We start from the raw sequence: 26,280 nt of genomic DNA on the forward strand, positions 1-26,280 counted from the left end.
TCTAGAAGCCTTGGCGCAAGTAGCCGAACGCCGTATCCAGGTACTGCTCGAACGTCATCGCGTCGGTCGCTTCGGCCGCGGGTTCGTCCGGCAGGAGCACGCTCAGACTGCCGTCGATGAGCGGCAGCATGACGCCGTACATCGCGCCGGCCAGCAGATGGGGATAGCTCTCGGGATATCGCCCGCGGGACAGCTCGCTCAGAATCGCCTGCGCCTCGAATTGCAGCTTGCGAAGCAAGATCAAAATGTACGGCTCGAGCGTCGGCGCTTCCTTGGACATCGTCACGAGCGTGCGGAGCTTTCGGAACATTTCTGCGGTAATCCGCAATTTGAGCAAATGCTGCAGCGTATCGAGCGGATGGGCATCGGGCGGTATGGCGGCGAGCAACTGCTCCGGGGGGCTTGTGGTTTTCCTTGAAGGCCACGGTGGACATGACGACCGCTTCTTCCTTGCACGAAAAATGGTTGGCGAACGTCCTTCTGGAATAGCCGGCGCGCTGGGCGATGTCGTCGACCACGAAGCCGTCCAGCCCGCGCTCCAGCGCGAGCTCGTAGGCGGCATCCGCCAGGGCATGCGCGGTCGCTTCTTTTTTTAAGGTCGCGCAGCGTTTGTTTGATCATCATATCGTCTTATTTGTACACCTCACTTCATAGTTATATTATTGCCCAAAGGGCAATGTTGCACAATGGGTAATGTGTTACGGATTAGTGAACGCTTACTGGCCATCGTCCTTTGAAACGAAAGCGCGGCTAGCCCCCTTTGCGGCGATGGCGGAAAGGGACTATAATTTGGACCACGATGCGAAGCGATCGCAGCCGGAGGAGCTCCGTTCATGAACCAGCAAACGACCGACCTTATTAAGCTTGCGCCCGGATTTTGGACGGCGCTGAAGCGAATGGGACTTTCAGGGCGCGATATCGCCCGTCAAGCCGGCCTGCCCGTCGCGATCATAAACGAACCGGCCGTCACCGTCATCCAATACTTCGCCATCTGGCGGGCTTATGCCGATCTGTCGGGAGACACGGCCAAAGGGATCGTCGATATGGCGACCGCCTTCGAAACCGCGCAATACCCGCCTACTGTCCTCGCTACCTATCACGCGCCAAACTACCGCGATGCGCTTTTCCGCATGGTTCGATACAAACAGCTATGTCCGCCAGAGAGCTTAAGCATCCGGGAGGAAGGCGATCGCTGCACGATCGGGCTGGAATGGTGGGACGCCAATCTTGCCGGCCCGCCGGTCCTGATCGGCGTTACGCTGGCTTACCTGCTGGAGCTCGGACGCCGGGGGACCGGCCTTCGGTTGTCGGCGCAAAGGGTCGAATTCGCGCAGCCGATGGGCGACACGCGGACGCTTGAAGCCTACTTTGGCTGCCCGGTGCTGGTCGGCGGCGGGCGCAACCGCTTGACGCTTCGCCGAAGCGACCTGGATCGCCCCTTCGTTTCCTTTAACGAAGAGCTGGTAGACATGCTGACGCCTGCATTGGACCGCACGTTGGACGAAAGGCTGAACGGCCGCACCCTGTCCGAGGCGGTTAAGCATGAAGTGAAACGCAGCCTTGCCGGCGGACGGTTCGACATTCGGACGGTGGGGAAGACGCTGGGCTTAAGCGATCGCACGCTGCAGCGCCGGCTTGCCGGCGAGGACGCAAGCTTCAAGGGATTGGTCGCCCAAGCGAGGCGCGAGCAGGCTTGCGCTTGCCTGGCGGACGCGTCGATCGGCCTGCAGGAGGTCGCTTTTCTGGTCGGCTACAAGGATCAAAACTCATTCTATCGCGCCTTTCGCCAGTGGGAGGGCAAGACGCCTTCCCGCTGGCGAGAGGAACATTCGGCCGCCGCGCATACGGCAAAGCAATAGTCGTGGCGCCTTCGGCAAGCAGGTTGGCGCCGTCCGCTAGTTACCGGAAAGGCGAGAGAAGGTAACATGGGGATTGTCCGCCGCTCGCGCGACAGGCGCGCGCGGCTCGACGACGGCTCAATTAAGAAGGAGACTGGCTGCATGGATATGGGATTAACAAATAAAACCGCATTGGTGACCGGTTCGACGAAGGGCATCGGAAAGGCGATCGCGCTCGAGCTGGCCCGGGAAGGCGCGAACGTGCTCGTCAACGGAAGGGACGAGGGAGAAGCCGAACGCGTCGTACGGGAGATCCAATCGAGCTTCCCCCGCAACCGAGCCGCGAAATGCGGCAGCCGACCTGGTCGATATCGGACAGCGGCAGGCGCTTTTCGAAAAATACCCCGACATCGACATCCTGGTCAACAATATGGGCATCTACGAGCTGATGCGGTATGAGGACGTCGACGACGACGTATGGGAGAGATACTTCCGAACGAACGTGCTTGCGGCCAACGGCTTGTCCAAATTCTATTTGCCCAAAATGCGGGAGAATGGCTACGGCCGCGTGATCTTTATCGCGAGCGAGGAGGCGGTCATGCCTTCGAGTCAGATGCCTCAGTATGCGATGACCAAGTCGATGCTGCTGTCGCTCGCCAAAAGCTTGTCCAAGCTGACGGTCGGAACCGAGGTTACGGTCAATACGATCATGCCCGGGCCGACGCTATCCGAAAAGGTGCAGCAAATCATAGCGGGCCTGTATCCGGGCGAAGAGCTGTCGTTTGCGGAAAAAGAAAAGCGATTTATGACCGCGAACCTGCCGCAATCGGAAATTCAAAGATTTATCGCGCCGTCGGAGATCGGCAGGCTGGCCGCCTTCGTCTGCAGCCCCTTCGCTTCCGCGTTCAGAGGATCGCCGATTCGCATGGACGGCGGCATGGTACCGACGATTTTTTTAACGCGCATGTCAGTCCGGCGATTCGCCGTACCGGGCAATAAGGCATTGAACGGCCTCTCTTCCCGTAGCTTCCGGGGCAGAGGCCGTTTTGTTTGTCTTGCGCCAAAAATGGCTATTCATTGGAAACGATATCGCCTATACTGGGGCCGAAGCGCAGGAAAACAGCTTCCGACGTTGGTCGAAAAAGGAGCGGACGCAGATGGATGTGGCGAAGGAGTGGGAAATACTTCCGGAGGACAAGGTGGAGGAGGTCGTTTGCCGGGAGCGCAAGGGGCCGGGACTTCGGCTATTGATCGTGCAGCCGTCGGGCGAAGCCATTCTTCGGCCCTGCATCGTTTTTATTCACGGCGGCGGCTTCGCCGGCGGGAGCCCGGAGATGCTGCTGCCGCAATGCCGGTATTTCGCGCGTTTGGGCTACGTTTGCGCTTCCGTCGATTACAGGCGCATGATGCTGGACGGAGAGACGCCCGTCGCGGACAGCCCGATGCTCGGCGACCAGCTCGAAGATTGCAGGGAAGCGGTGCGGTACATGCGCGGCCAAGCCCGGAGATGGCGGATCGACCCTTCGAAAATCGCTTTGGTCGGAGAATCCGCCGGCGGCTATCTGGCATGCGGCGTTGCGGCCGGCGTCGGTGAACGACGCGCCGGTGAAGACCGGCTCGTATCGAGCGTGCCCGATGCGCTGATCGCCTACAACCCGATCGTCCACTTGCTGGGCAGCTGGAAGTCCCGTATTCCGCAGACGGTCGCCCCGGACGCCGGGCGGCAGGATACCGCGCCCTCGGACGCGTCGGCGGATAACGAAGTCGAACGCTGGCGGCGCCGGCACGAGGAGGCTCGCCTGCTGTCTCCGCTTCTGCGGCTGACCGGGGAGCATCCGCCGGCGTTGTTGATGCACGGCTTGATGGATACGGTCGTGCCTCCCGAACACAGCGCAGAATATGCGGAGCGACTGCGGGAGCTGGGCGTTCGCGCCGAGCTGGCGCTTTTGCCGGCAAGCACGCATGCGTTCGCCCTGTTTAATTATTCGGCCTCGGACGAGGAGCTGCGGTTCGCATTGGATACGACCGTCCGTTTTTTGAATGCCGTCGGCATCCGTCCGCCGGCCGAGGCTTCGGATAGAGACTGACGACCCGGTGCGGACGGGAGCCTCATCCGTCCGGACGGGAATCTCGATCGGCGAACACGCGCCAGTCGTTGACGAAGGACGACTCGAGTACGATGTCCCTGCCGAGCGCCGTCTTCAGATCGTCCCGATAAGCGGAGGGGGGCATGCCTTCGGCTTGCAGGAACACGCGGGAAAAGTAGGGCAGGCTCCATCCGAGCGCCTCCGCGATCTCTGAGACGGTCGAACCGGTGAATTCGAGGGCTTCCTTCGCCTTGGCGAGCCGGAGCGACTGATGATAGCGGATCGGCGTCGTGCCGGTATGGCGGCGGAACAGCTCCACGATATAGTTCGGGTGAAAGTTAAAGCGCTCGGCCAGCTCGCGGAGCTTCACCTGACGATGCGTACGGTCCGCCAGATAGGCCGCCATCGGAAACGGGGCGTCTTCCGTCTCCTGGCGCGCGGGGGGAAGCGTTCGCATTCGATTCGGGCCAGTCGGCGCCGTCGCGGACGCCGGGAGGCGCATCTCGCAATCCGAGCAGCACGCTCTTGTACAGCGTATCGATTCTAAGCGGCAGCAGCGGCTTCGGGCTGCGTCGGTGCGCCAGCGACAGCCTGAAGATCGTCTTCAAATGGACAAGCGAATCCGCCGGCAAAAAGGGCCGCCTCGGCAGAGCGTCGAGGAAGCGGGCGATACGAGGCTCGTCTACGGCAAACTTGAAGTCCAGCGTGAGCGTGTCGGCCCCGAACCGGAAGCCGTGGCTGACGCCCGGGCCGATCAGGCAGCAATCGCCGGCGCCCAAGCCGTACTCCGTCCCTCCCGCCGTCAGCGTCCCGTCTCCTTCGAGCGCGACGAGCAATTGATAATAATCCTCGTGAACGTGACCGGTTACGCCGGTGTCCGGCCGATAGTCGATGCGGGCCGTCCATAGCAGTCTCACCTGGGCGTCCCGCAGAGCATCGTCCTCCTGCACGCCTCCATCCCCCTCTCCGGCAATAGCTGAATATCGGATAAAGGAAGCCGAATGCGCGATATCGCGGCGGCTCCGGTTCTATTCTACACTGGAACCAGCCGGGCCGAAAACGATAATCCAGGCGTCCGGCGGAAAGGCGGAAGTGAAATGGTAACGAAGATGACAGTGCCGCCCCTTGCGTTGACGGAGGAGGACGGTCCCGGTACGCAGCTGTGCGCCGTCATGGACGGCGCCGGCGAGATCGGCGTGCGGCGTGCGCTGATTCCGGAGCCGCTGGAGGGCGAGGTGCGCGTCAAAGTCAAATGGGTAGGCATCTGCGGAAGCGATCTGGAAGTTTTCCGCGGCGCCAGGGAACCCGAATTCGTAAGCTATCCTACGCGGCTCGGCCACGAGGTGGCGGGCATCGTCGACAAGGTCGGAGCCGGCGTCTCCGGCATTCGGGCAGGCGACCAGGTTGCGCTGCGGTACGTATGGGGCGCGTTTGCCGAATACGTCTGCTGCCGGCCTTTTTCCGTCAAGGTGCTGCCGCAGGAATTTCCGCTGCTCGAAGCCTCGCTGATCGAAGTGCTGCCGGGTATTCTTCATGCGGCCGAGCGGGGGCAGATCGCCCCGCACAAGAATGTTTTGATCACCGGACAAGGCGTAAGCGGCTTGATTTTGACCCAGGTTGTAAGCCTTTTCAGTCCGCGGCGGCTGGCCGTGACCGATTTGTTCGAGGAGAAGCTGGCGCTGGCGCGCAAGTACGGCGCCACGGATACGTATCGGCTGTCGGATCCGCACGGCCGCACGGCCGATGCGACGCGCGCCGACTTTCCGGACGGCTTCGACGTCGTTATCCCCTGTCTGCTGGAAGGAGAGGGGATGATCGACGCCATCGACGTCGCGGCGCAGAACGGCACGATCGTCATGTACGGCTGCATCGGAACCTGCCGCAAGCCGATCGATTTTTTCAAGGTGCACAAGAAGCGCCTCGACATCCTGTCCACCGAACCGAAACGGGATATCGACAACCGCCGGTACTTCGAGGAGAGTCTGCGCCTCGTGAGCGACGGCTTGGTCAACACGAAGGAGATGATCACCCATGTCGTGCCGCTCGCGGACATCGCAGAAGCATTCCGGCTCCGCAACGGGCACGGCGGAAGCGCGATTCACGTCATGATCGATTGCGAGGTCAAGCGCTGATCTGTGCTATCATTGTCATTAGCTAGGCGGCGATTCCATTCGGGCGCGGGGAGAGAATCCGATGTACAAACTGTTTATCGTGGACGACAATCCGCTCGAGCGCCGCGGCGTGGCGGGCTTGCTGGAATGGCAAACGTTCGGCTGCGAAGTGGCCGGCTTGTACGCAAGCGGCAGCGAGGCATTGGAAGCGGCGGAGCGCGAAGCGCCGGATATCGTGCTGACCGACGTGCAGATGCCCGCGATGGACGGCATCGCGCTCGGCGCAAGATTGCGGGAGGACTATCCGGGGACGCAGCTCATCTTTCTGAGCGGACACGACAGCTTTTCGTTCATTCGCGGCGCCCTGCGGCTCGAGGCCGCCGATTATGTGCTCAAGCCGGTTCGCAAGCCTGAGCTGCAGACCGCCCTCGAGAAGGCGGCCGCCAGGCTCTCCCGGGAGCGGGAGGCTGCGGCGGAGCGCGAGCGTCTTCTGCGGCAGGCGGGCGTCGATACGTCCGAAGCGCCTGACGCGGATGACGCGGATGCCCGCTCGTATCATGACCGGATCGTCATGCAGATCAAGCGGATCGTCGCCGAGCGTTATCAAGAGCCGCTGACGGTCCAGGATATCGCGGACGAGCTTTATTTGAGCCTCAGCCATACGAACAATATATTCCGGCGGAAGACGGGACAGAAAATATTCGATTATTTGACCGCGTACCGGATGGAGCGGGCCAAGGCGCTGCTGCGCCAGCCGGACAGCAAGATCTACTGCGTAGCGCAGACCGTCGGCTACGCCAACAAATCCCACTTCTGCCTCGTCTTCAAGAAGCATAGCGGCCGAACGCCGTCCGAATACAAGAACCACTACGCATGACAAGGGGAGCGAGCCATGGATGCCGTTAAAAGAAGGCTGAGGGCCGTCTCCGCGCTTTTCCGCGAACTCCAATACCGGCAGAAGCTGCGCATAACGATCGCGCTGCTCTGCCTTGTTCCGCTGCTCGCGATCTCCGTTTTTTTTCTCGTTTCTTTCGCGGGCGCCAAGCTCGACGCGCTGCTGCGGTCGGAGCAGGAGAAGTTCGGTCTGCTGACCGACAGTCTCGACCGCAAATACGATTCGGCGATCCAGAAGTCCGTATTTATCGCAAACAACCTGCAGATCCTGCAGATGCTGGGCCAGGACTACAGCGAAGACCTGCTCGCCTTTATGACGAACAACGACGATGTACAGCCGGTGCTGGCAGCGCTTCAGGCAGACGAGCTGCGGTGCGAGATCGTGATGTACGGCTTCAATCCGACCTTGTACCGCACGAACGGCATCCGTCTTGCGCAGGATTTGGAGACGACGCTGCGGGACCGTATTCTGGCGCAGACGGATGATTACCCGATCCGGGTCGTTCAAATGTCCGGAGGCGCGAATGCCGGCCCCCCCGTCGTCCGTCTGTTCAGCACGATCCGGGATCTTCGGCGGACGCTGGCGATTATCGAAGTGTCCTTTCCGATCGACGATACGATCCAAAGTCTGCAGGAGAGCCTTCCCGCCGGCGGCTTCGTCCTGTACAAGCCGAAGTCGGGCCCGCCGCTTTATCTGACCGGCCGGGCCGTCTCCGATCGCGATATCGCCGCGGGGGTGCGCGCTGCCGGCGGGAACGCGCTGCCGACCGCCGCAGGCGCAAGCTTCTTATTGCCGCTTCGCATAAACGCCGCGCAGGACGACCTCGTATTGTTCCTTTCCAAGACGCCTGTATACGCCCGAATCGGCGCGCTGCTCGCGGTGCCGCTGCTGATCGTCTGCGGGCTTTTGCTCGCCGCGTACTTTTCCATCCGACTGGCCACTTCGCTCCTTACCGCGCGTCTCTCGCGGCTGATGGACACCGTGCGGAGCGAATCCGCGGCGCCGTCGCTCGTCGCGCCCCAAGCCGGGGACGTCTCTCTTCCGCCTCGCCCGCCAGCGGACGCAGGCGAGCCGGTACTCGCCGCGGCAGGCGACGAGCTCGGCCAGCTCGAGCGCGCCTTCCGCCGGATGGCGGACGAGATCCGCGACCGCTACCGCCAAGCCGCCGCATCGGAGCTGGAGAGACGGCTGCTGGAGACGGAGCTGCTGCAGGTTAACATTAATCCTCATCTGCTGTACAACTCGCTCTCCGCGATTCGATGGGCGTATCCCGACGAACGTCTCGGCCGGCTGATCGAAGACATGGTCGATTATTACCGATTGTTTCTCAATCGAGGAGAAGCCGAGGCTTCGCTGGAGTCGGAGACGGTTATGCTTCTGAAGTACGCGGAGATTCAACGCTTCTCCTACGAATCGGACTTCGTCTGCGCGGTCGAGCTGGACGATTCGCTGCGGGAGACGCCGATCCTGCGCAATCTGCTGCAGCCGCTCGTGGAGAACGCGCTGATCCATGGCCTGTTCAGGCTGCCGTCGGGCGGCCGTCTGACGATCGCCGCGCGACCCGAGGGCAAGGCGGTCGTCGTGGAGATCGGAGACAACGGTCCGGGGATCGACGCAGATCTTGCCGCCCGCTTGTCGAGTAGCGAAGCGGATGGCGAAGCCGCCGCGCCGAAGGACGGCGCAACCGGCAGCGGCTATGCGATCGCCAATATCCGGCGGCGCATCCGGCTTTATTACGGCGCGGACGCCAGTCTGCGCATCTGCGGCAGCCCCGGTTCAGGTACGACCGCGATCCTGCGGCTGCCGTTGCCGCGGCGGAAGTCCAAGCTGCCGGCCGGCCCGGATGCGGTGACGCATACGGACGCAGAAGCGCGGATATTCGCAGCCGCTTCCTCGGAAGTACGACATTCCGTTCCTTGAGTACAATTCTCGCGTCTTGATGGTGAAAGCGTATTCAAAGAAAATAAAAGCAGGAGGAACGCGCTCCCATCCAACCCGCCAAAAGGAGCCTTCTGCGATGAATGAACTGGTCAAACCGCTTGTCCGCGCTTCGCCTTCAAGGCCCCGGGGCCCTGAATCGAAATGGCGGCGAATGCGCAAAGACAAGCTGCTGTACCTGCTGCTGTCTCCCGCCATTGTGCTCGTATTCGTCTTTTCCTACCTGCCGATGCCCGGCATCCTCGTCGCTTTCAAGGACTACGACGTGTTCAAAGGCTTCTGGGGCAGCGACTGGGTAGGGCTCCGGCATATTCGCGAGGTATTCGAGCTGCCGATGATGACGGAAGCGATCGGACAGACGCTGCTGCTCAGCACGCTGACCCTGCTCGTGTGCTTTCCCGCTCCGATTCTGCTGGCCCTGCTGCTCAACGAGCTGCGAATGCAGCTGTTCAAGCGTTTTGCGCAGACGCTGCTGTATCTTCCGCACTTTCTGTCATGGATCTCCGTCATCGGCATCGCTTACGCCTTTTACTCGCTGTACGGTCCGCTCAACGATATACGCCTCTGGCTGCTCGGGCCAGGCGCGGAGCGAACGATGTTCCTCGCGGACAAAAGCTTCTTCATCCCCAACGTTCTGCTGCTGTCCCTGTGGAAGGAAACGGGCTGGAGTACGATCATCTTTCTGGCGGCGATCGCTTCCGTCGACCCGCAGCTGTACGAAGCCGCCTATATGGACGGCGCCGGCAAGCTGAAGCAGGCGTTGAACGTGACGCTGCCGACGATATTGCCGACCGTGATGATCATGCTGATCTTCCAGTTGGGGCATCTGTTCCAGAGCAACTTCGAGCTAATATACGGCCTCCAGAATCCGTACGTGGATACGGAAGTGATCTCGACGATCATCTTCAAGCAGGGCATCCAGCAAGGCGCGTACGCCTTATCGACGGCGCTCGGATTCATCCAGGGACTGATCGCGCTGCTGCTGACGATCGGCGCGAATGCCGTCTCCAAAAAAGCTGACGAGCAGCGGGATCTGGTGACAGCCGGAAAGGAACGCCGACATGAGAACAAAAACCGCCGGTTACCGATTGTTCAATATATGCAACATTGCATTTATCGCTTTGCTGTCGCTTTTATCTCTGTATCCTTACCTGAATACAGCGGCGATCGCCTTCAACGACGGCCGGGACAGCATGCTGGGCGGCATTACTTTTTTACCCGCGGGTGCCGACGCTGGAAAACTTCTCGACGCTGCTGCGGGACGACTCCATCGTACGCGCGCTGTTCGTCTCGATCGCCAAGGTGTTGTCCGGCACGCTGGCCGGATTGATCGTCCAGTTTTCCGCCGGATACGCGCTGACCAAAAAAAAGGCTGATCGGCCGCAACGCACTGCTGCTTTATTTAATCGTGCCGATGTTTTTCAGCGGCGGTCTGATTCCGATGTACCTGACGTATTCGGAGCTCGGACTGCTCAACAACTTCCTCGTTTACGTGCTTCCGGGCGCGTTCGCCTTCTTTAACGTCATCATCATCCGCACGTATCTGTACACGATTCCGGACAGCCTCGAGGAGTCGGCCAAGATCGACGGCGCGAACGAATTGACCATTTTGTGGCGGGTCATCCTTCCGCTGTCGCGGCCGATCCTCGCCACGATCGCGCTGTGGACGGCGGTCATGCATTGGAACGACTGGACGACGACGCTGAACTTCGTGACCAAGCCGTCGCTCCATACGCTGCAGTTCAAGCTGATGCTCATGATCAAAGAGAGCGACATGATCGCGAGCCTCGTGCAGGAGGCGGCGCAGCGGGGCGAAGCGGACACGGGCCGGGTCATCCGCGTGACGCCGGAAGGCATCCGCGCGGCGCAGGTCGTCGTGACGACGATCCCGATCATCCTCGTTTATCCGTTTCTGCAAAAGCATTTTATTAAAGGCGTGCTGATCGGCTCGGTCAAGGAATGAACCAAAAAAAACCAAGGAGGGTTCAACGATGGGGGGAAGGGCGCAAAAATATAACGCTCGCATTCATGACGGCGGCGCTCGGATTGTCCGTGCTTGGCGGATGTACGAAAGGGAACGGAGAGGGCGAGGCATCGTCCTCCGCGCCGTCATCGTCTTCGCCGACGGCCGCGCAGCATACGGACGGCGGCGGAGAGGCGGCGAATCTGATCCCGACGGATCTCGCCGACAGCTCGGATCTGCCGGACTGGACCGGCAAGCAGCTTAAGCTGAAGGTTTGGTTCGATCAGGGCACGGGCGGTCTCTTGGCGGGGGCGCGCAAGTACAAGGACGATCTCGTGACCAACGAGATTGCCCGCGTAACCGGGGTGCGGATGGATCTGGACCGTTCCTTCGACAACGGCGGCAGCATGACGGGATCGGTCAAGATGGGCATGCTCGCGGCGACGAACGACTGGCCGGATCTTATCGTGAACGGGAACGAGCTCCAGTCGCTGGTCGAGAACGACAAGCTCTACGATCTGACCGAGCTGCTGCCCAAATACGCGCCGAATCTGATGAAAAAGATACCCCAGTCGCTGGATACGGTCTGGAACAAGCCGTACGTCAGCATGAACGGCAAGGTGTACGCGGTTCCGGCGAACATTTACGAGAACGCGCTGCCGCTGCTCAAGCCCGACCTTGACGCTAGCCTGTTCCCGACCACTCACTATATGGGTTACCTCTACGTCCGCGACGACATCTTGAAGAAGCTCTACCCGCAGGCGAAGACGGTGTCGGAGATCGAGGATCTGTATATGAAAAACGGGAAGTTCACGCGCGACGAGCTTCTGGACGTCCCGATCAACACGCAGGAGGACTTCTTCAAGTTTCTCTACGATATCCAGAAGCTCGGCATCAAGGAAGGCAATCAGGAGGTGTCGCCCTTCTTCACCTATTCCGGCCAGGACAACTGGAATCTGATGACCGTGCTCTACAGCGCCCTGCTCGGCGGCAGCAGCGCAAGCGGAGACAACTCCTACTTCACCTACTGGGACCAAAAGACCAAGCGGCTCGAATGGGGATTCAAGCAGCCGGAATTCAAGGAATTGACCAAAAAAGATGAACGGGCTGCTGCGCGACGGCGTGGCGTCCAAGGAGGCGATGGTCGATCCGTACAACGTGTTCCAGCAGAAGCTGAACAACGGCCAGTATGCCGTTTCCTACGGCTATCTGATTCCCGACAACAGCGTGCTCGCCCAGGCCGGCAAGCCGTACCGCTATCGCAAAGTATTTCTGGACATTCCCTTCAAGAACGACCGGTACGTGTTCCCGACGGCCTTTCCCGACTCGGGCTCGCGCATCGGCATCTTTAAGGATTCGGTCAAGGAAGAGGACCTGCCCCAGGTGCTGCGCTGGCTCGACTTCCTCGTCTCCGACGCCGGCGAGAAGCTGTGGTATTGGGGGCCGAAGAGCGCGGGACTGTTCGAGGAGAAGGACGGCAAGCGCGTGTATAAAGACAAGGCGCTCGAGGATCAGATGGTGTACAGCAAGCCCGGTACGAAGGCGCAGGAATACGGTCTAAAGCTATGGGACGGCTCCAACGACGATCGCACGAAGAGCGACTTCATCAGCTTCACCGGCAAAGGGATCTATTACCCGCCCAATTGGTACGACAAGCAGCGGAGCAAGGAAGAGGCGCTGACTTACTTCGAGATGAGCCGCGCGGAGCGCGCGCCGACGACCGATACGCTCACGCCCAAGATCTACAGCTATCTGACGGCGGTGCCGGAAGCCGACAAGGCGTGGAAGGCGAGAAAGGCGCTGGAGGATTCGCTCACCAAGGTGCTCGTCGCCAGAAACGACGCCGAGTTCGACAAGCTGTTCGCCGATTTTCTCGCGACGGCGGAAAAGAACGGCTATACCGACGCGCTGAAGGATAAGATCGAAGCGGCATTTCGCGAGACGAACAAGGCGTACATGCCGAACCTGGAAAAGTAAAGCGTTAAAGACGTCGCAGCGACCGATCGGGCGAGCGGGACCCCCCAAAGGCCGTCTCGCCCGGCATTTTAAAAAAAGAAAGGATGTGGATGACGTTGAAGAAACGGTTGATGCAAGGGTCCGCGCTCCGCATGTGTCTGGCTTTTCTGCTCGTCAGTTCGATCGGATGGGCGGCTGCGCCGGGCGGGTTGCCGCGGGCCAGCGCGGCCTTCACGCCAAGCACGTGGACGGTCGATACGTACGGCGGCGCAGCCGGCAGCATCGCGGCGAGCGGAAGCAAGTACAATCTGCAGTCGACCGGCGCCAACGTGTGGGGCAACGCCGACTCGTTCACCTTCGTGTCGCAGGAGGAGGAGTCGCTGTACGACGAATGCAGCAGCGTAACGATCACGGGCACGATCTACTCGATCTCGGACTATGAAAACGTGAATGCGTCCGCGGGCCTGATGTTCCGCGACAGCGAGGAGGCGGGCGCCAAAAACGTCATGCTCCGGGTGCTGCCGAATGGCGGAATCCGGTATACGTACCGGACCGCGGACGGCGGGACGACGGCCAATACGAGCGGACCTACGCTGACGTTTCCGATCGAGCTCAAGCTCGTGCGGCAGGGCAATATTTTCACCGCCTACTACAAGCAGAGCGGCGTCTGGAAGCTGCACAAATATGTCGAGGTCGATATGGGGACGAATGTCCGTGCGGGGATCGGGGCATTCTCGGTGACCTCGAATCCGATCACGGCGGAGTACGGCAACCTGGATATCGTCAATACGAGCAGCTATTCGCCGCCGGTGGACGGCTACGTGGATCCCGAGCCGACGGCATCCGGCCTGCTGCTGCGCGACCGGTTCGAGGACGGCTCGGCCACCAATACGCCCGCGGCCGTAAACAACCCGCTCTGGCGCGGCGTCCGCTATGCGTGCATCGTGGAAGACGGCGCAGGCAACCGCGCCTGGGTGAGGGACGGCAGCAACGGCTATGCGTACGCGGGCAGCAATGCCTGGACGGACTACGAAGCGAGCCTGGACGTGAAGTTCGACGCGGCCAGCAGCGGGCTGAACATCGCGCAACTGCTCGTCCGTAGCAGACAGACCGCGGTCTACGGCAACTTCTGTTATGCGGCGGGCATCTCGGGCGGCAACAAGCTCGTGCTGGAGAAGCTGACCGCGGGCGAATCCACGACGCTGGGCTCGGTGGGTATCGCCAGCGTCCTGGACGGACAGTGGCGGACGATCAAGATCCGGGCGCTGGACAATACGCTGAACGTCTACCTGGACGGCGTGCTGAAGCTAAGTTATACCGACGATCTGCTGCCGAATCTGAGAGGCGGGATCGGCATCCGCACCGAGGAGAGTCTCGTGCAGCTCGACAATGTCATCGTGACCAAGGTCGACGATCCGCTCGGCGGCGACTTCGATAATTGGGTCGGCGGGCGCTTCGACCGTCCGGCGCCGTGATTCGGTTCGTACGGAATCATTTTGAATCGGGAGGCTTGTCCATGTCCATGTCCATACGAAAACGTTGGAGCGTGACGCCGCGCAGGGCGGCGGTCGTTCTGCTGGCGCTGCTGCTTCTCTTGCCCGGCGTTCCGGGCGGCTTCAAGGCCTATGCGGACACGACGCGCGACGCGTTCGCGACGCAGCAGGCCGAAGGGTACGACGCGGCGAACGGCGTCCGCATCACGAACGACGTCATCAACGATCTGAGGGGCGGCAGCTGGGCCCGTTACGACGACGTCGATTTCGCTTCGGGCGCCAAGGACGTCGTCCTTAAGATCGGACTGCCGGACAACGCCGCGGGCTACAAAGTAGAGATCAGGCTGGACGCGCTCGACGGACAGCTGATCGGCACGTTGATCACGCAATCTACGGGCGGATACGGCAAGCCTGCCGAACAGGCGACGACAGTCCAGACCGTCGGCGGCGTTCACGACGTTTTCCTCGTGTTCGTCGGGGGCGTCGGCATCGGCAATCTCGACTGGTTCAAGTTCAACGGCAGCTACAGCGTCACGGACACGGCGCCGCCCGTAACGACGGGCGCGCTGACCGGCGAGTATACCGGCACCTATTACAAATCGGCGGTGACGGCGACGCTGTCCGCGATCGATTATTACAGCGGCGTCGCCTCGACGGTCTACAGCCTGGACGGCGGGACGAATTGGCAGGCTTATTCAAGTCCGCTCAAATTCAATCTGGAAGGCGTCTACGAGCTGCAATACAAGTCGATCGACAAGGCGGGCAACACGGAGACCGCGAAAAGCCTGTCGTTCACGCTCGACGAGCTGCCGCTGCCCAGTCTGTTTCAGGTGACGCAGACGGTGCTTCCCGGCGAAATCGCGATGCTGATCGGGGAAAACCTGGGTACGGTGACGAGCGTCGTATACGAGCGGCTGGCCGACGACAACGTCGATGCGGCGGAGCCCGCCTACGTCCGTCTGCCGCATCCCGACGCGCCCTTCAATGCCGATGACGATCCGCGCGCAGTGACGCCGGAATGGGAGGCGAACGCTGGCGAGACGCTCGACCTGCTCCAGCCCGGCCAGCAGTCGCTGAAGTTCAAGATTCCGGAAGACGCGGAGCCGGGCGTCTATGCCGTTCATCCGATCGTGGAGGGCAAGGAGACGCCTGTCATCTATCTTAATGCGCCGGATATCGTCTGGGCGCAGGGCGACCAGGGCGTCTCCGCGACGCCGGGCGGCTGGGTGCGGCTGAACGGACGCAATCTGTCCGTGACGGGCAAGACGCCGCAGATCGTGCTGGAAGCCGTATCGGGCGGCGCATTGACGCGGTTGGCCGCGTCCAAGACGCTCGACGCCTATTCGGTGGAGGCGAACCTGCCGCCGTCGCTCGCCGAAGGCGACTACCGGGTTTATCTGCACAACGGCACGGGCGGCGCGACCGCCTGGAGCAATTCGGCCCTGCTGCATGTCGAAGCCGCGCAGGCCTGGCCGCAGACCGTATACAACGTGAAGGATTACGGCGCGACGGGCAACGGAACGACGAACGATACGGCCTCCGTCATGGACGCGCTGGCGGCAGCCGAAGCGGGAGGCGGCGGCATCGTCTACTTCCCGCGCGGCCGCTATCACCTCACGCGAGAGCTTGCCGTTCCGACCCGCACCGTCATTCGCGGCGAATCGCAGCGCCTGACCCAGGTGTTCTGGTCTCCCTACGAGTGGGAGCTGAACGAGCTGCCGGCCGCGCTGCTGACGGGCACGCACGACTTTGCCGTCGAAGATATCTCCCTGCAGGCGACCCGCACCGGGAATATCATCGTGTCCGACGTCAGTACGCCGGCGGCAGGCAACGTCTTTATCCGCAGGGTGCGCATCAATGCGAATCCGTTCGCCGGGCACGTCACGCCCGACGTCGAGAAGCTGATCGCGGACGAGGTCCGCGCGCGGGGCACGATCGACGCGCTGCGCATCGGCGGCAAAAACGTGCAGATCGTGGACAGCTCGATATACAGTCCGAACCGCCCGCTGAACCTGGATAAGGCCGAAGGAGCGCTCGTCCGGGGCAACACCTTCTACAACGGCCTGTCGGGCTGGTATTCGCTAAGCGCGCCGGACGGATTGATCTTCGAGGACAACCGGATTATCGGAGCCGACATGACCTCGACGGGGGGCGGCGTGGATAAACCGACGAACCATAAGGCGCAAAATATTTATTTCGCGCGGAATTCGTTCAAGAACTCCGTCGGCTGGGACCGCGAGGCGATGACGAACGACGGCGGCAGCGGCGCTTACTACGGCAAGATCGGGACGATCGACGGCACGACCCTGACGCTTCCGAACGGCGGCAGCGCCGCGTCATGGGTAGCGGGCGCCTGGAACGGCGGCGGAGGCGTGTTCATCCTGTCGGGCAAGGGAGCGGGCCAATTCCGCGCGATCGTCAGCCATACGAAGGATGTCGTGACGCTGGACAGTCCGTTCGAGTTCCAGCCGGACGCCACCTCGGTCATCTCCATTACCGCGATCCAGCGGGACGGCATCTATGTCGAGAATACGTTCGACAACACGGGCTATTTTCAGTTTTACGGCGGGGCGGTCAACATGGTATTCGACGGCAACCAGATGACGCAGGCCGGCGGCTTCAACGCCTGGGGGCGGTTTTTGTACAACGGCTATCAGCCCGACTGGTACATCGACGTCGTCGGCAATACGTTCGTGGACGGCAATTATTCGCACTTCTACGGCATCAACGACCGCTGGTCCGGCAGCACGACGCTGCGAATCACGGCGCAGGGCAACGATACGCTGCAGATCGGCACGACGGTCCGGCGCAATCAGCTGAAGGACGCCAGCACGATCTCGATCGCGGGCGGCACGCCGCTCAGCAGCATGCGCGATATCGTCGTCGGCGGCAATACGATCCAGGACGCGGACAAGGGCATCTCGGTCTTCGGAGGCGTCGAGGGCGTCGTGCTGGACGGCAACCAGTTCAGCGGGGTCGCGACGCCGCTTGCGATCACGCAGCAGCTGTTGGACGGCGGCAAGGTGCTCGTGCTGCCGGATTAACGCGGCCGGCGGTTTGGAGGGAACGCAGAACGGCGGCGCTTCGATCGATCGAAGCGCCGAGCTTTTTGAAAAGCGGGAGGACGGCATCATGGTCATGAAGCTAACGGGCATCGGCGTCAATACGCGCGCCGGAGAAGATCCCGATTACAGAACGGTACGTTCGCTGGACGGCCGTTGGCGCCTGAAGCTGGACCCCGCCAATGCGGGATTGGCCGAAGGATGGGCGTCGCGGCCGCTGCGGGGGAGACTGGCATTGCGAGGTGCCGGGCTGCATTCAGAAGGTCAAGGAGCTGGGAGAGGAGGCGCTTTACCCGTCGGTCGTCGGCATGCCGAACGCCTATCTCGGGACGGCTTGGCTGGAGACGGACTTCGAGGTGCCCGAGCTGACGGACGGGCGGCAATTGTGGCTGAAATGCGGAGGCATCGCTCCCGCCGCCCATCTCTGGGTGAACGGCACGTATGTCGGCTACCACGCCTACGCGCCCGTCAGCGCAAAGTGGAATATAACCGGGATGGTGCGGTCCGGGCAGTCGGCCCGGGTCACCGCGGCCATCGTCGAGGAGGATATCGGGCTGCTTGGCGGGCTTCGCTTCGGCGAAGTGTTCTGGTCCGGACTGTACCGATCGGTCGAGATCGAGACGGCTGGAGCGGTCCGCATCGAGGAGCTATGGCTTCGTCCGGACGCGGCGAACGGGCGGCTTGCGGTATCGGGCTGTATTTACAACGACAGCGCGGCGCCGGCCCTGCTGGCGCCGGCGGCAAGCGTGGCGGCGTGGCGAGAGGAGGAGACGGCTTCGGCGTCCGGGAACGCATGGACGGCATCGGGCGAAGCGGTCGAAGTCGGCCCGGGCGGGTCGGCGGCGTTTGCGCTGACCGTAGACATGCCGGATGCCGACCGGTGGAGCTGCGAAGCGCCGGCGCTCTATCTTGCTTCTGTGGCGCTGAACGACGGAACGCGACCGGTAGACGTTCGCAAAGAGCGCTTCGGCTTGCGCGACTTGAGCGCCGAGGGATCGGCGCTCAAGCTGAACGGCCGGCCCTTCCTCGCGCGCGGCACCGGCCAGGAATACTTCTCGCCGACGATCAGTCCGCTGACGGATCGCGCCATCATTCGGCAGCGCTGGACTTCGCTGCGCGAACACGGCTTCAACTTTTTCCGCTGCCACACCTACACGCCAACCCCGGAAGAGCTGGAAATCGCCGACGAGCTCGGCATCCTGCTCGCGTCGGAGATCGGGCTCGTCTCGAACTTCGGCGGGACGTTTCCTTTTGCCGAAGCGGCGGACGTGCTGGCCGCGCACGTCGTGCAGACGCGCAATCATCCGTCGCTCGCCGTCTACTGTCTCGGCAACGAAGGCAGCCAGCTCATGGTGCACCGGCAGGAAGACCGCGAGCGGGCGGAGACCGGCTACAGAATCATCAAGCGGCATGCGCCGGACCACATCGGGATGATCGCCTTCGGCATGCAGGGAGAGCTGCCCGATCTGCCGAACGACGCGGAGAGTCCGCATCTGTGGGGGCACGAATTCAGGCTCGCGTACGACGGTCTCAGCCGGATTCCGTGGCGGCTGCCTGGACCGTCTGGCGTCGGGGGAAGCCGGCGATCGTGCACGAATACGGCAAGTTCGGCGTTTGGCCCGATCCGCGGGAGGAGGCGCTCTACCCGCCGGACGGGTACGCCGCCTCGTTCGGGAAACGAGGCGGCGAGGCGCTGGCTGCCGCCGGCATGGCGGAGCTGGAGGATGCCGTCGTCCGGAGCTCCAGAGCGCTCAGCCGGCTTTGCACGCGCACGTCCATCGAGATGGCGAGGCGGCAGCCCGGCATGGACGGCTACGTCATGTGGACGTTTTTCCGCCACGGCAACCGCAATGCCGGACTCGCGGACGACATGGGCTTGCGAGGCGATGCAGACCCGGCGGTCTATCGCGAAGGCTGCAATGCGCCGCTGGCCGTGCTCATCGACCGGGATTACGAAGGGCGCACGCTGCGAGGCGGAGCTTGGATTTCGCTCGGTATCCATCTGTCTAATTATTCAGGTCGAGATGTCCGCTCCGCCGCGCTCGAATGGCGCATGGCCGCCGGCGACGGGGCGGAGCTGCTGGCCGGTCGCCTCGAAGGGATCGGCTGCCCGGACGGCGCGAACGGTCCGGTAGGCGCGATCGAGGCGGCGCTGCCCGACGTCTTGAAGCCGGAAGAGCTGACGCTTTTCGTTCGGGTGCTGGAGACGGGAGAGGCGGGAGAGTCGGGAGAGTCGGGAGAGCGTGAGTTGGCCGCCAACTCCTGGCCGTTCTGGGCGTTCCCGTCGCGACGGGAGAAGCTGCGGGACTTGGTCGTCTGCGACTTCGCCGACCGGGCGTTCGGCCTGCATTTCCGCGCGCGCGTGCCCGGGGCCGTGCAGCTCGCGGATTACGACTCGATGCTGCGCGGCTGCCGTTCCTGGACGGGGCCGGACGCTGCGGCGTCGCTCGATCTCGTCCGTCCGTCGATCTATGTGACGGACCGGCTGGACGAGACGTGCCGCTTGTTTCTGGCGCGCGGCGTACCCGCGCTGCTGCTGGACGGCGGCTCGCTGCCGGCCGACTGGCTGCCGCCGATGCATCCGCCGGGCGCGACGGCTTTCCCGTATCATCGCCAATTCACGAGCTTCCGCGCGGGATGGGACCGGGGGGAACATCGCCACGCTCGTGCATGCGGATCCCGTTCTGGGCGATTTTCCGCACGACGGCTGGTGCGACGCGCATTTCTACGGCATGATTCAGGACGCCGATCCGCTGCGCGTCCAGGCGGTCGCCAAAGACGTCGGTGCGCCTTGCCGGACGCTCATCCGCTCCGTCCCCCGGCTGCAGACCGACGAATCGAATTCGGTCGTCCTGCAGGATCCGAACGCCCGGAACGTGCAGAAGAAGTGGGTCGTTCGCCATATCGCAACGGAGGAGCGCGCCTATCTGCTGCGGGCCGACGTGGACGGAACGGCGCTCACCGTATGTTCGCTTCGGCTGTTCGACGACCCCGCGGGCGAATATTTGCTGACCCGGCTGCTGCGGCATGCCGGACGAACGATAGAGGAGGGATTCGGACAATGACGACGAATGCGAATGCGCTTCCGATACCGAGCCGGGCCCAGCTGCGCTGGCAGGACTGGGAGCTCGGGATGTTCTGCCACTTCGGCAACAATACGTTCACGGGCAACGAATGGGGAGACGGCACCGATTCCCCGGCGCATTTCAACCCGTCCGCGTTCGACGCCCGCCAGTGGACGGACGTGGCCGTGCGCGCGGGCTTCAAGTATTTGATCCTGACGGCGAAGCATCATGACGGCTTCTGTCTGTGGCCGACCCGGACGACGGATTACTCGGTCAAGTCGAGTCCCTGGCGGAATGGAGAAGGCGATGTCGTTCGGGAAGTTGCGGACGCCTGCCGGGAGGCGGGGATCGGCTTCGGTATTTATCTGTCGCCGTGGGACCGGCATGAACCCTGCTACGCCGACAAAGAGGCGTACGACGACTTTTATGCGGAGCAGCTCGAAGAGCTGCTGACGGGCTACGGTCCGCTGGTCGAGGTCTGGTTCGACGGCGCGGGCTCGGAAGGCCGCGCGTACGATTGGCGGCGCATCATCGGTCTGGTGGAGCGGCATCATCCGGAGGCCATGCGGTTCAACATGGGCGTGCCGACGATTCGGTGGGTCGGCAACGAGGACGGCGTCGCGCCTTACCCGTGCTGGAACGCGGCCTCCGAAGCGCGCACGAGCATGTTCACCAAGGATATGCTCACCTGGCTGCCGGAGACGCCGCGCTGGGTGCCCGCCGAATGCGATGTGCCGATCCGCAAACGGTCCTGGTTCTGGCACGAGGGCGGCGAGCGCAATCTGTATACCGACGACGAGCTGATCGACATCTACTATCGGTCGGTCGGTCACGGCTGCAATCTGCTCATGAACCTGGCGCCGGACGATCGCGGACGCATTCCGGAAGCGGACGCGCAGGCCGCCATCCGTCTGTTCGACGAGATGCGCAGGCGCTTCGGCCGGCCGTTGGCCGAATGGTCCGGAGGCGCCGGAGGTTACGAGACGCTGCTGGCATTCGACGGACCGCTTCGGTTCGATCACGCGATCGTCGCCGAGGATCTCTCGTACGGCGAACGTATTCGCTCGTACGTGCTGGAGGCGCTGACCGAAGACGGCGGGTGGGCGGAGCTGGCGCGCGGGAGCGCGATCGGGCACAAGAAGATCGACGAGTTCACGCCGGCGACGGCGATCGCCGTCAGGCTGCGCGTACTTGAGGCGGATGCGTTGCCGATGATTCGCAGTCTGGCCGTATATGGCGTTTTCCACGATAGAAAAGGGAGAATGGAATGAGCGAAGACCAGCCATCGGCGGATCGGACCGAGGCGCGCCGGCTGCAGTGGCAGCGCAAGGAGCGGAGGGGGCGGCGGAGCTGCGCGCGCGGACGAAGCTGCGGGCGCAGCTCGTCGTGGCGGGCGGCGGTCCGTCCGGCGTCGCGGCCGCGCTGGGTAAGCTTCGATACGGAGCTGACCGGCGTCACCCGGCTTCGGCTGTCCGAGCTGGAGACGAACGGACTCGATCACGCGCGCATCGCGGAGATTCGCTGCGAATGACGGGCGCATATTTTGCGAGGAGTGATGACGATTGACTGCCGCTTATACCGTCGACCGAGGCGTTATTCTCAGCGAATGCGGATTGCCCGAATCCCCGCGCTGGTTTTCCGACGGCAGACTGTCCTTTCAGATGGACGATAGGGGCATCACGCAGGTGGATTACTGCCATCCCGCGCAGCGATTCGGCAATACGACGCTGTTTCTGCAGCGGCACTGGCACGGCTTCCGTCTATTCATTGAACGCGATCTGCGGAATTATCTGCCGGAGCTGCGGCAGGTGCGCGTATGGCCGTTCGGCATCGAGGCCGAGTGGCGGCTGTTCGACAGCCTGCTCGGGCTCCGCGTGATGGCGGTGGAAGAGCGAATCGTTTTTGAGCTGCGTACGCCCGAAGGGCTGCCGGAGGACCTCACCTTGAAGCTGGCGTTTTACAAGCATTTCGCGCTGACGCCCAGCGATGCCGAAGACCCGCGCTTCGCGCCTAGAGGCGCGAGACGCACATGGGACGATTGGCGTTTCGACGATGCGAAGAATGCCTTTATCGGCGGTTTTTCCGAACGGCCGCACGATTCCGCGTCCCTTGAAGAGCATCGCGGCGAATCGCGGCAGCAGGTCTCGATCGAGGCGGACTTCCCGCTCCGCGTCGCCGCCACGCCGGTCAACGTCAAGTATACGTTGTCCGGCGCGCAGCCGCTGCAGGCGGGCCGCACGTACCGCTTCGCGATCTCGCTTGGCGACGAGTCCGCGCTGGACGCCGCGTCCGACGAGGCGATCGGCAGGCAGTTCGCCCGCTACCGCGCGGTGGCCGATGCCTCGCCCGTGCTGGACAGTCCTTATCCCGCGCTGAACGAATATATGAGCCTGCTGCCGATGTACCACGAGGCCTGCAAGGTCCGCTCGGTACCGGGCGCGATCAAAGCGAAGACGAACGAATATTGGGTGTGGGGCTGGGACGGTCTGACCAGCAACGACGCCACGATGTACTGGGGAGACGCGGCCTTTATCGCCGATATGCTGCGGTTTTACGAGGAGACGGCCGATCCGGAGCGGGGCATCGCGCATGCCTACGGGTACGATCTGTCGGTCATCGGCGTCAGCGCCTTGCCTGCGCAGGGTATGTACATTACGCTGCTCCAGCAATACTACGCGATGACCGGGGATTTGGATGTCGTCGCCCGGCATTATCCGTTCGCGGCGGGCTTGTACCGGAGAATCGCTGCGCTGGAAGTCGGGGATACCGGACTATGCGAAGGCACCTCGCTTTTTCCGGACTTTCCCGTCTTCATGCAGGAGACCGGCCGCGATCTGAGCGGGATGAACAACACGATATTCTACTGCGCTTCGCGTTCGATGGAATACCTCGCCGCGCTTACGGGGGACGAACCTACGGAGACGCTGGCGGGAGCCCTTTTCCGCCGGACCGAGCGGCATTTTCTGCCGCTGTTCTTCGATCCCTCCCGCGGCTTCATCGTCAGCTCGGTCGATGCGGATTCGCTTGCCCGCCGGAATTCCTTCAACGCCAACGCGGTCAAATGGGAAAACGGATACTGCCGGGAGCTGCTTGCAGGCGCGCATGAACGTAGTCTGCAGTTTTTCCTTGATCATATCGTGAGTCCCTCCGGTCTGCGGGAGATCCCGCCGTGGGACGGCGCGTACGATCGCGATGCGAACCAATTGCAATGCTGGTGGCCGGTGACCGGAGAGTACTTCATGCGCCTGATCAACGCATTCGACCGCAGGGAGCCGATCGATCGCTGGATCGGCTGGGTCGAGTACTGGGCGCGTCGGCTGACCTGTCCCGAGGGCATCCCGTTGTATGTCGAGACGACGGAACCGGAGCTGGATCGCTGGAATTCGCTTAAGGGCTCCTGGCAAGCGTACAGCATGCGTGGTTGGTACCAGGCGGCGGTTCATGGGGTCGTCGGGGTCGATATCGATGCCGGCGGCATCCAGATCCATCCCTATTCCGGCGAAGAGCTGACGCTGCGGGGATTGCATTACCGGGGCAAAAGGCTTCATCTCGAGATGCGCGGCTCGGGGCCGTACGTCGAGTACGTCGATGTCGGCGATACGCGCATTGAAGGGACCTGCAAAATTCCGTCCGATCTGCTGAACGGTGCGGACGAGCTCACGATTCGGGTACGCAGGACCGCGCAGCCGCTGCATTCACTGTACATCGCCCGGGCGACGGGATTGGCGCTGCGGGAGTATGCTTACGGACCTTCGTACCTCTCGGCCGTCGTTAGCGGAGCGGGCACCGCGAGACTGACGGTGCTGTCGGACGCCGCTCCCGACGTCTGCGTCGACGATCGCGAAGCTTCCTGCGAATACGACTCGGGCAGCCGGACGGCGACGATCGAGCTGCGCTGCAAGCCCGGCGAGCCTCGAACCATCCATATCAGCCGGCCGCCCGAAGGCGGCGCGAGCCCGATCGGGCCGGCAATGCGTCTTACGAATCAATAAACGCACCAAGGACTGCCGCTGCGGCAGTCCTTTTTTTAATGATTAATAGTACCGGCGCTTGTTTTAAGCAGAAAGGCTGATTTGGAGGGAGAGAGCAAGCGCGACTGGCGCTGAACTTCAGAAGGATGAGCCGGGAGGAGAAGGCGATAAGTGTTCAAAAGCAGTTAATCGGCGCGCTACCCGAGGCATCTGAGGAAATAAGTGTTCAAACGCATTTATTTGGTTCAAAACCGGGTCAAAACGTCCGAAAGCGAATAATTAATTGCGTTTCAACACTTAATTGTCCAAGGACGTCGTGATCGAGGAAATTAACTGCGTTTCAACAGCTATTTGATAGGCGGCGAGCGCAAAAACGCCAAACCCGCGGGCTTGGCGTTTATTCACGATTCCATATCGCCGCATATCGGCCTCGGAATACGCCGCAGCTCCGCCCGGAAACGCTGTCCAGCGCCGCTTCGCCTCGGAATACGCCGCAGCCCCGCCCGGAAACGCTGTCCAGCGCCGCTTCGCCTCGGAATACGCCGCAGCCCGCCCGGAAACGCTGTCCAGCGCCGCTTCGCCTCGGAATACGCCGCAGACCCGCCCCGATAACGCCGTTCAGCGCCGCTTAGCCTCGGAATACGCCGCAGCCCCGCCCGGAAACGCTGTCCAGCGCCGCTTCGCCTCGGAATACGCCGCAGCCCCGCCCGATAACGCTGTCCAGCGCCGCTTGCCTCGGAATACGCCGCAGCCCCGCCCGGAAACGCTGTCCAGCGCCGCCGCGCCGCCGAATCGCGCAACTTCCGAAAAACCGGGCCGCGATACGAAATATCGAACCTACCCAACCTCGCGCGGGGGATCGTACAATACAAACAGATGAAAACACTTACATCGCTTCAAAAAAGACAGGAGGTCGATCGTATGGATGCCCGGGCGGAGGCGCTGGAAGCGCAGCGGACGCAGGCGCGCGCGCGCCGGGGCGGGGCGGCCGGATGGGTCAGGAAGCTGCTCGCCCAGCGCTACCTCCAAGCGATGGCCTTGCTCGGCGCAGTCTGGATGCTCGTGTTCAACTACATCCCGATGTACGGGCTTATCATCGCGTTCAAGGAGTACAACATCATCAAGTCGGTCGGCGAGGCGCCCTGGGTGGGGCTGACGCATTTCCGCGAATTTTTCTCGGACGAACAGCTGCCGGGCGTCATCCGCAATACGATCGGCATCAGCCTGCTCAAGCTGATCGTCGGGTTCCCGCTGCCGATCCTGTTCGCCCTCTTCCTGAACGAGCTCCGGTCGGTCCGCTTCAAGAAGGCCGTGCAGACGATCTCGTACCTGCCGCACTTCCTGTCCTGGGTCATCCTGGGCGGCATTCTGACGACATGGCTGTCGGACGTGGGCGTCATCAACAAGGTGCTGCTGGCGCTCGGTCTCATCCGCGATCCGGTCGACTACCTGGCCAGTCCGGGCTACTTCTGGACGATCGCGGTCAGCTCGGACATTTGGAAGGAGCTTGGGTGGTCGGCGATCATCTATCTGGCGGCGATGGCGAGCGTGTCTCCGGAAATGTACGAGGCGGCGACGATCGACGGCGCCGGACGCTTTCAGAAAATGCGATACGTGACGCTGCCCGGCATCGCCGGCACGATCTCGATCCTGTTCATTCTGGCGGTCAGCGGCCTCCTGAACTCCAACTTCGACCAGATTTTCGTCATGCGCAACGCGCTCAACGACAGCACGAGCAACGTCATCGATATCTTCGTGTACCAGACGGGAATCTCCCAATCCCGCTATTCCTACGCGACCGCCGTCGGCCTGATCAAGTCCGTCATCACGCTCGGCCTGCTACTCGGCGCGAACGGCGTCCTGAAGCGCATGAACCAATCCACGCTGTTCTGACCGAAGGG

19 protein-coding genes and 1 pseudogene are annotated in these 26,280 nt (G+C 62.4%); 17 read left to right on the forward strand and 3 right to left on the reverse strand.

What is annotated here, in order from left to right; all coding sequences use genetic code 11:
- Window position 1: 1 nt before the first annotated feature.
- Window positions 2-310, reverse strand: coding sequence for a hypothetical protein (locus OMP40_RS03870; protein WP_277529811.1), 309 nt, complete (start codon window positions 308-310; stop codon window positions 2-4).
- A gap of 523 nt (window positions 311-833) precedes the next feature.
- Between OMP40_RS03870 and OMP40_RS03875 the strand changes: the two genes are divergently transcribed.
- The 3 genes and pseudogenes from OMP40_RS03875 to OMP40_RS03885 all read left to right on the forward strand — a co-directional run bounded on the left by OMP40_RS03875 (window position 834) and on the right by OMP40_RS03885 (window position 3,925).
- Window positions 834-1,859: an AraC family transcriptional regulator gene (locus OMP40_RS03875; RefSeq protein ID WP_277529303.1), complete on the forward strand. Its 1,026-nt coding sequence runs from the start codon at window positions 834-836 to the stop codon at window positions 1,857-1,859.
- A 141-nt stretch (window positions 1,860-2,000) separates the two neighbouring features.
- Window positions 2,001-2,793: pseudogene (locus OMP40_RS03880) on the forward strand (SDR family NAD(P)-dependent oxidoreductase); the annotation flags it as partial.
- A gap of 202 nt (window positions 2,794-2,995) precedes the next feature.
- Window positions 2,996-3,925, forward strand: coding sequence for an alpha/beta hydrolase (locus OMP40_RS03885; protein ID WP_277529304.1), 930 nt, complete (start codon window positions 2,996-2,998; stop codon window positions 3,923-3,925).
- Window positions 3,926-3,947: 22 nt separating this feature from the next.
- Here OMP40_RS03885 and OMP40_RS03890 read toward each other — a convergent pair whose 3' ends face one another.
- Together OMP40_RS03890 and OMP40_RS03895 are read right to left on the reverse strand one after the other, a co-directional pair.
- Window positions 3,948-4,331 (reverse strand): helix-turn-helix transcriptional regulator, encoded by a 384-nt coding sequence (locus tag OMP40_RS03890; RefSeq protein ID WP_277529306.1) that lies wholly within the window; start codon window positions 4,329-4,331, stop codon window positions 3,948-3,950.
- Window positions 4,264-4,875 carry a cupin domain-containing protein gene (locus OMP40_RS03895; protein WP_277529308.1) on the reverse strand — a complete coding sequence of 204 codons (612 nt, stop codon included), beginning with the start codon at window positions 4,873-4,875 and terminating at the stop codon, window positions 4,264-4,266. Before OMP40_RS03895 ends, OMP40_RS03890 begins: the two co-directional genes overlap by 68 nt.
- Window positions 4,876-5,022: 147 nt before the next feature.
- Here OMP40_RS03895 and OMP40_RS03900 point away from each other — a divergent pair, with 147 nt between their 5' ends.
- From OMP40_RS03900 to OMP40_RS03965, 14 genes are all read left to right on the forward strand, one after another.
- The gene (locus tag OMP40_RS03900; protein ID WP_277529310.1) at window positions 5,023-6,057 is read left to right on the forward strand and encodes a zinc-dependent alcohol dehydrogenase; all 1,035 of its coding nucleotides are present in this window, start codon (window positions 5,023-5,025) and stop codon (window positions 6,055-6,057) included.
- Between the two features lie 61 nt (window positions 6,058-6,118).
- A complete protein-coding gene (locus OMP40_RS03905; protein ID WP_277529312.1) occupies window positions 6,119-6,913 on the forward strand; it encodes a response regulator transcription factor in 795 nt (264 codons plus the stop codon).
- A 15-nt stretch (window positions 6,914-6,928) separates the two neighbouring features.
- The gene (locus tag OMP40_RS03910) at window positions 6,929-8,851 is read left to right on the forward strand and encodes a sensor histidine kinase (RefSeq protein ID WP_277529314.1); all 1,923 of its coding nucleotides are present in this window, start codon (window positions 6,929-6,931) and stop codon (window positions 8,849-8,851) included.
- 97 nt (window positions 8,852-8,948) lie between these two features.
- The gene (locus tag OMP40_RS03915) at window positions 8,949-10,199 is read left to right on the forward strand and encodes an ABC transporter permease (protein WP_277529317.1); all 1,251 of its coding nucleotides are present in this window, start codon (window positions 8,949-8,951) and stop codon (window positions 10,197-10,199) included.
- Window positions 10,200-10,262: 63 nt separating this feature from the next.
- Window positions 10,263-10,832: a carbohydrate ABC transporter permease gene (locus OMP40_RS03920; protein WP_277529780.1), complete on the forward strand. Its 570-nt coding sequence runs from the start codon at window positions 10,263-10,265 to the stop codon at window positions 10,830-10,832.
- Window positions 10,829-12,184, forward strand: coding sequence for a type 2 periplasmic-binding domain-containing protein (locus OMP40_RS03925; protein WP_277529319.1), 1,356 nt, complete (start codon window positions 10,829-10,831; stop codon window positions 12,182-12,184). The genes OMP40_RS03920 and OMP40_RS03925 overlap by 4 nt, the downstream gene beginning before the upstream one ends.
- Window positions 12,135-12,809 (forward strand): type 2 periplasmic-binding domain-containing protein, encoded by a 675-nt coding sequence (locus tag OMP40_RS03930; protein WP_277529321.1) that lies wholly within the window; start codon window positions 12,135-12,137, stop codon window positions 12,807-12,809. Before OMP40_RS03925 ends, OMP40_RS03930 begins: the two co-directional genes overlap by 50 nt.
- 95 nt (window positions 12,810-12,904) lie before the next feature.
- Window positions 12,905-14,263, forward strand: a complete 1,359-nt coding sequence (locus OMP40_RS03935; protein WP_277529323.1) for a family 16 glycoside hydrolase — start codon at window positions 12,905-12,907, stop codon at window positions 14,261-14,263.
- 41 nt (window positions 14,264-14,304) lie between these two features.
- Window positions 14,305-17,325, forward strand: a complete 3,021-nt coding sequence (locus OMP40_RS03940) for an OmpL47-type beta-barrel domain-containing protein (protein WP_277529325.1) — start codon at window positions 14,305-14,307, stop codon at window positions 17,323-17,325.
- Between the two features lie 200 nt (window positions 17,326-17,525).
- Window positions 17,526-19,478 (forward strand): glycoside hydrolase family 2 protein, encoded by a 1,953-nt coding sequence (locus OMP40_RS03945; protein ID WP_277529326.1) that lies wholly within the window; start codon window positions 17,526-17,528, stop codon window positions 19,476-19,478.
- A 998-nt stretch (window positions 19,479-20,476) separates the two neighbouring features.
- Window positions 20,477-21,679 (forward strand): alpha-L-fucosidase, encoded by a 1,203-nt coding sequence (locus OMP40_RS03950; RefSeq protein ID WP_338131035.1) that lies wholly within the window; start codon window positions 20,477-20,479, stop codon window positions 21,677-21,679.
- Window positions 21,676-21,939 carry a hypothetical protein gene (locus OMP40_RS03955; protein ID WP_277529328.1) on the forward strand — a complete coding sequence of 88 codons (264 nt, stop codon included), beginning with the start codon at window positions 21,676-21,678 and terminating at the stop codon, window positions 21,937-21,939. Before OMP40_RS03950 ends, OMP40_RS03955 begins: the two co-directional genes overlap by 4 nt.
- 31 nt (window positions 21,940-21,970) lie before the next feature.
- Window positions 21,971-24,400: a glucosidase family protein gene (locus OMP40_RS03960; protein WP_277529329.1), complete on the forward strand. Its 2,430-nt coding sequence runs from the start codon at window positions 21,971-21,973 to the stop codon at window positions 24,398-24,400.
- 900 nt (window positions 24,401-25,300) lie between these two features.
- Window positions 25,301-26,272 (forward strand): ABC transporter permease, encoded by a 972-nt coding sequence (locus OMP40_RS03965; RefSeq protein ID WP_277529331.1) that lies wholly within the window; start codon window positions 25,301-25,303, stop codon window positions 26,270-26,272.
- The last annotated feature ends 8 nt before the right edge of the window (window positions 26,273-26,280 follow it).

The organism is Cohnella rhizosphaerae (assembly GCF_029525575.1).
Taxonomy (GTDB): domain Bacteria; phylum Bacillota; class Bacilli; order Paenibacillales; family Paenibacillaceae; genus Cohnella; species Cohnella rhizosphaerae.